The 6,446-nt window shown below is 57.4% G+C and carries 3 protein-coding genes and 2 pseudogenes; all 5 read left to right on the plus strand.

Annotation, left to right across the window (positions count from 1 at the left end; translation table 11 throughout):
• Window positions 1-676: 676 nt before the first annotated feature.
• A pseudogene (locus ACMGE0_RS33195) lies at window positions 677-991 on the plus strand (SDR family NAD(P)-dependent oxidoreductase); the annotation flags it as partial.
• 101 nt (window positions 992-1,092) lie between these two features.
• Window positions 1,093-1,689: pseudogene (locus ACMGE0_RS33200) on the plus strand (transposase); the annotation flags it as partial.
• A gap of 218 nt (window positions 1,690-1,907) precedes the next feature.
• Entirely contained in the window at window positions 1,908-2,153 is a 246-nt protein-coding gene (locus tag ACMGE0_RS33205; RefSeq protein ID WP_436820112.1) for a hypothetical protein, read from the plus strand.
• A gap of 73 nt (window positions 2,154-2,226) precedes the next feature.
• Window positions 2,227-3,453 (plus strand): beta-barrel domain-containing protein, encoded by a 1,227-nt coding sequence (locus ACMGE0_RS33210; protein ID WP_436820113.1) that lies wholly within the window; start codon window positions 2,227-2,229, stop codon window positions 3,451-3,453.
• Window positions 3,454-3,456: 3 nt separating this feature from the next.
• Entirely contained in the window at window positions 3,457-5,598 is a 2,142-nt protein-coding gene (locus tag ACMGE0_RS33215) for a peptidase domain-containing ABC transporter (RefSeq protein ID WP_436820114.1), read from the plus strand.
• Window positions 5,599-6,446 lie beyond the last annotated feature (848 nt).

The raw sequence follows: 6,446 nt of genomic DNA on the forward strand, positions 1-6,446 counted from the left end.
CCTCTCAGCCTGCATCTTGAATCACATTCGACATCAAAAGGGAATCCGCGATTCAAACAAAATCATAAACGCTCTAGTCTGAAGATTTTTCATACCCCGTGGATTAGTCGTTCGATGTCATCAATGGTGAAGGCCCGATGTGCGACGAAGGCCTGGAACTTCCGACCACGCCGGGCCGATCCCACGTCCGCCGCTTGAATACTTTCTCGATCTTGCGGCCGATGAAGTAGCCTTTCGGCAAGCCGCAAAACTTCAAAGTGCAGATATGGGACGACGGAGACATCCATGTTTTCATGGGAACCTCCTCCTTGGCGACATTGTGGCACATGGTGACACTCGCCAGTCTCCGCTTGGCACCGCAGCCCGCGATAACAACAGCTCAGGATCGCCAGAACACGTTTCTCTACGAAACCGTTTGCGAATGCACAAAAGAGCAAGTTCTCCGGAGCGCCGACATAGGCTGCAGATCCGTCAGCGATTACCTGTCAGCGCGGCTCGCTCACGAGGCCGGGTTCTCACGTATCTCTCCGTGGAGTGAAGATTGGGGGCAACCCTATACATGCCCGGGTCAGTGTCGCGAACGTGAGTGCCTCTCGGAAGAGCTCTCGGGGGAATCGGATCCTGACGGATGGCCTGGTAGTCCTCGAGGCTGCGCCATGCGGCATGCATCGTCACTTTGATCATCACCGGTCGCCGGAAAACCCTGCTCGAAGAAATAGCGGCGGCACGTCCAGGCATGGCCGGATACGTTCTGGATGTGGACTCGCCGGAGGAGATTCGGAGCTTCGCCACCAAGGTGAGCGCAGATCATCCGGATCTAAACGTCCTGTTGAATAACGCCGAGATCATCAAGGCTGAGGAACTTACCCGCGAGACCATCGATGTCGCCGTTACCGAAGCGACAATCACGACCAATTTCCTTGCCCCTATTCGCTTGACCGCAGCACTTCTCCCGCACCTCCGGAAACAGCTGCACTCGACGATCATCGATGTTTCGTCAATGCCGTTGGCAGACCTCATTGATGAGACGATGGAGGTTCTTCGTCACCAGCCCACCCCTAGCGAAATCAAGGTGAAGCGTCCTGCGCGATGCGGAAGCAGCGTCAGCGCGGCCGCAAGATCTACAGCCTTCACGCTGACGAAGTCGAATGCATCGGCAAAGGCAAGGCACACAAGCCCTACGAGTTTGGCGTCAAAGTCTCGGTGGCCACGACACTGAACCGCTCCAAGGGCGGCCAATTTGCCCTCCATGCAATGGCACTGCCTGACAACCCCTACGACGGCCACACCCTCGCGGCCATCATCCCCGCCATGGAAGAGACGATTGGCAACGAACTCTCCCGCATCCTGGCTGATGCCGGATATCGCGGCCACAATGCACCTGAGAGCCACAAGCTCAGGGTCTTCACCAGTGGTCAAAAGCGCCGCGTGACGCCGGCCATCAAACGACAGATGCGACGACGGTCAGCCGTCGAGCCCGTCATCGGCCACATCAAGAACGAGCACCGGATGGATCGCAATTATCTCGCCGGACAGCAGGGTGATGCCGTCAACGCCGTTCTGGCTGCCGTTGGCTACAACTTCACGCTCCTGCTCAGGTGGTTCAGGGACATTTTATGCCTACTGGCTGCCATGCTCAGGGCGTCTCTGCCGCGATCCCCGCAGGTTTCCGCATCACACCCGTCCTGAAGATCTCAATGCAAAAACCGTGGCGGCGGACAATCCTGCCCGCCGGGACAAAAACAGCGTTCTTCACGGTCGACTCGACACGCTCAACGGAGCTCACTGACTCGGAACATGAACGAAGAGTTTAGTCATTTGATTGACTGTGACAGAGGGCTTGGCTACGTTTTGCGTGCACATACGTGCTCTGAGTATCTTCCTGAAACAAACGAATGGGGAGTTAAGTGCAGGGTATCCAAGAACTTTCGGAAACCGAAATCGAACAGGTAGCTGGCGGCCGCGCGGTCACTGGCCCGGTTCGCAATGTCATCGATGGAGCCGCCGCGCTGGCGGGCGGCGGCGCCTTGGGTTATGCGGCCGCTATCGGCGCTGGCGTCGGGCTCTCGGCATTTGGTGTCGGCGCTCTCGCCGTCGGTGCCGTGGCCGTTGGTGGATATGGGCTCTACAGGCTCTCTCGAGCCTTCGCGTAGCCGACAATTCGACTCTTCGCCGGCGGCGAAGAGTCCCTATCTCCGCCTTTGAGAAAAATATGATCAGCTCCGCATGAGCCTGTTTCGACGAGAGGCGATCGAACAGCAGTCCCAGCGGTTGACGGGATCTGTATCGATGGCCGTGCCGCTCGGCTGGCATCTGACTGGTTATCTGATGGCCGGTGCGCTTCTTGTTGCTCTGGCCTTTCTATCCTTCGCGAGCTACGCCCGGATTGTGACCGCAACGGGCGTCATTATGCCGGACAAAGGCGTTGCCGCAATCGTGCCGCCTCGTGCCGGCGTGGTGATGAACCTGTTGGTGAACGATGGGGACGAAGTAGAGGAAGGCCAAGAACTGGTTGCGGTGCGGTCAGAAGATTTCCTTGTCTCGGGCGAATCCGCCTCTGAAAAAGTCGCGCAGATGCTCGAACGGCAGAAGGATAGCCTCGATGCTCAGATGATCGAAGTAGAAAATGATGAAGCCGCTCAGGTAGCACAATTCGACGCTCAGGTCGCCGGCTTTCGGGTGCAGATAGACAAGCTGCAGAGCCAGATCGCTTTGCAAGCAGAGTTGATCAAGTCGAACGAACGGGATTTGGCTCGAATTGAGGATCTGGCAGACAAAGGCATCGTTCCCAAGCGGGACGTGATTCTTCGGGAAGACGCACTCACGGAGCGGCGCCAGCAGTTGGCCGCCCTCGAAGGTATGCTGACGGAACGGCGGTCCAATCTTTCTGACGCTCAGCAGATGCTCGAGCAGATAAAGGCCAAGGCCAGCGAGAGAAAGGCGGCGCTTCGGTCGCAGCGTGAAGATATCAACCGCAGTATCGCGACGAATGAGCAGTCCCGCGCCTATGTCATCAGAGCGCCCGTTGCTGGAACGGTATCGGCGCTTACCGCAAAGATCGGCGAACCGTTGAACACGCAGCAGGTGCTGATGAGCATCGTGCCTCGCGACACCATACTCCACGCGCAATTGGACGTGCCGAACCGAGCCGTCGGCTTCGTTGACATCGGGCAGGAGGTTCGCCTGGCGGTTGACGCCTTTCCATACGAGAGCTTCGGCACCATCTCCGGGCGCGTCAAAAGCCTTTCCAAAAGTCCGGTCGGCCGGACGAATGGCGATAGCGTCAATCTCAACTATCTCGTGACCGTGGACCTGGAACGCCAGAGTATCATCGCTTTTGGAAAATCCCAGGCGCTGTTCCCGGGGATGACTCTATCGGCGCGTATCGCCACCGCACGTCAGTCTCTCCTTGAATGGCTCTTCGAGCCTCTGTTCGCTCTGCAGCGGAGATAGATGATGTCGGCGTCTCTTCAGACTGGCTTCTTGTCGACCTCCCGTGTTCGACTGGTGCGCCAGAACGAGGTAAGCGAGTGCGGGCTCGCCTGCCTGACAATGATCGCCGGCTTCCATGGCCTGGATGTCGATCTTTCGACCATGCGCCGACGCTTCACGCCGTCGATAAGAGGCGCTCCGCTGGGTAGTCTCATGAAGGTGGCGGATCAGATCGGCCTGACACCGCGTGCGGTGAAACTGCCGCTGGACGAGATTTCGAATCTGGCTCTGCCTGCAATCCTGCATTGGGACATGAACCACTATGTCGTGGTCGAGCGGATCGCAAACGGCAAGGCACTGATTCACGATCCCCTGGGCCGAAGCAACTGGTTCAATATGTCGTCGCTTTCTGCGCACTTCACCGGCGTCGCCCTGGAGCTTCGGCCTAACGAGACCTTCGAGAGGAAAACGGAGTCCACAATACTACGCTGGTCGCAACTGTGGAGCCGCATAAATGGGCTCGGCAGCTCCTTCGCTCAGGTTGTCGTTCTTAGCGTCGTCCTGCAGGTCTACGTCCTTGCATTGCCCTATTACCTTCAGGTTGGCATTGACACCGCGCTGCCCGCGTTCGACAGAGATCTTCTGGTGGTTCTAGCATTGGGGTTCGGGCTCTTTACCGTTTTCAACGCCTGCGCCTCGTTCCTCCGCTCCTTCGTAATCCTGGCAGCCGGCTCCGCCCTCGGCTTCGGCATCGCTTCCAATATCGCCAGGAAACTGTTCCGATTGCCTCTCGACTGGTTCCACAAGCGTGAGGTCGGCGATATCCTATCGCGATTTCAATCGGTCGTGCCCATTCAGAGACTGTTGACGGAAGGCGTAGCCGCCACGCTGGTGGACGGAGTTCTCGCTCTGACCACACTGGTGATCATGTTCTTCTATAGCGCCACGCTGGCTCTGATCGCGCTGACTGCGTTCTTCCTCTATTTTATCGTTCGCGTCGTATCCTTTTCGCTGGAGCGACGCGCCCAAGAGGGAAGCATCATCGCGCAAGGCAAGGAACAGACCACCCTCATCGAAACGATTAGGGGCATTCAGACGTTTCGCCTTTATAATCGTGAGACGATGCGGCATGCCATGTGGCAGACACTGCTGACGGATGCGGTCAATGCGAACATCCGCCTCTCCCGTGTCGGCATCTGGCAGAGCGCCGGCAATGCCCTGATCTTCGGGCTGGAGAACGTCGTGACGATCTGGTTGGCGATCGGCTTCATAATGAAAGGTGGGTTCAGCATTGGCATGGTATTCGCCTATCTTGCCTACAAAGGACAGTTCCTCGAAAAGACGGGCAATCTCGTGGATCAGGGAATGGCGTTCCTGATGCTTCGACTGCATCTGGAACGACTGTCCGACATTGCCCTCGAAGAGGATGATAGGAGCTTTGGCCCCAGCGCCAACACGGTTACCGAACTCAAGGGCCAGATCGAAATCAAAGGTGTCTCCTACCGATATTCCCCGACCGACCCCCTCGTGCTGAACAATGTCGATCTCGCAATCCAAGCCGGTGAGCACGTTGCAATCACAGGGCCGTCCGGCGTCGGCAAGTCGACACTGTTGAAGCTTCTCGTCGGACTTCTGGAACCTCACACCGGGGACGTGCTGATCGACGGCATCCCCATGCGGCAATTTGGTTACAAGACCTTCCATGACCAGATCGCCGCCGTGTTGCAGGACGACAATTTGTTTGCCGGCTCGATTGCCGACAATATCGCGATGTTCGATGAACGTCCCGATCCGGCCGCGATTATCGAGGCTGCGAAGGCCGCCGCCATCCATGACGACATCATGCATATGCCGATGCAATATGAGACTTTGGTCGGCGATATGGGCTCAAGTCTCTCGGGTGGTCAAAAGCAGCGCGTGCTTTTGGCACGCGCGCTCTATCGCAAGCCGAAAATGTTGTTTCTCGACGAGGGCACCTCGCATATGGACGTCGCCAATGAGGAGCGGGTCAATCAATCCATTCGTGCGTTGGGTATTACCCGCATCGTTGTTGCTCACAGACTCGAAACCATCGCGGCTGCAGACAAGATTCTGCATCTCGACGAGGAGGGGCTTCGTCTTGGCGGTGGCCCTAAACGTGAGCTTCAGGTCGTTTCGGAAAGTTGATTCGGGACCCCAACTAGTGAGGGTGTGATCAGAACCGCTCCTCGGTGCTCTGGGTGGTGTCCATCCACCACGACGCCATGGAGCCCCCGCACCACCGCCCGTGGCCTGCCGGTCGCCAGTCGCAGCGACAACGGGTACCCCCTTGCCCAACGGCCTCTACAATTCTCGAAGCTATCCGTCTGATGGCTGCCCTCGGCATCCCGCTCGAGCCCATCAGCCCGGTCACCCGCAAGACAATGGCCGGCACCAGAGCATGCATGACTTTTGCTTGCAAGAAAGAGGTGATTAGGCAGCCTCGGAAACCATCCTCGAGCAGCAGGCCCGGTCGATGCTTTCGTCAGCGAGTTCAATATCGAACGGCCGCGTGGGGCCCTGGCGACGAAGAGGTCGATCTATACGCGCGATCGGTCCGTCCACAGGGGCTGCGGGAGATCGACTATCCTTTCCGCGACCGTGATGCGCTCATGGCCAATTGCGACTGCAGTTGCATGCACCAAGAAAATCAATATCGCCACCGTCATAGACAGGACAGACTGGCATCAGGGAAATCGACGACGGTATTTGGCTTGTCAACTTCATGCATTATGATCTCGGATATATCGATCGGGAGCAGAGAACCTTGCAGACCATCGACAATCCGTTCGGCACGAGATTGTCACCCATGTCTTAGGTACGTTCTGTTATCTATGTCTCCAGTATGGACAGGCGATGGATCGCGGAGAGGAAGGGATTCGAACCTTCGATACGCTTTTGACGTATACTCCCTAGCAGGGCAGGGCTATCGCATATGGGCGATAGCGGCGATGAGGTAGTCATCGTTCCAGGCGCATTTTCTGATGCGATGGCTG

The organism is Neorhizobium descurainiae (assembly GCF_051400715.1).
GTDB lineage: Bacteria > Pseudomonadota > Alphaproteobacteria > Rhizobiales > Rhizobiaceae > Neorhizobium.

Excerpts from the sequence above, each read along its gene's own strand:
- ACMGE0_RS33215 (WP_436820114.1), top strand. The coding sequence starts at position 3,457 with ATGTCGGCGTCTCTTCAGACTGGCTTCTTGTCGACCTCCCGTGTTCGA.
- ACMGE0_RS33210 (WP_436820113.1), top strand. The coding sequence starts at position 2,227 with ATGAGCCTGTTTCGACGAGAGGCGATCGAACAGCAGTCCCAGCGGTTG.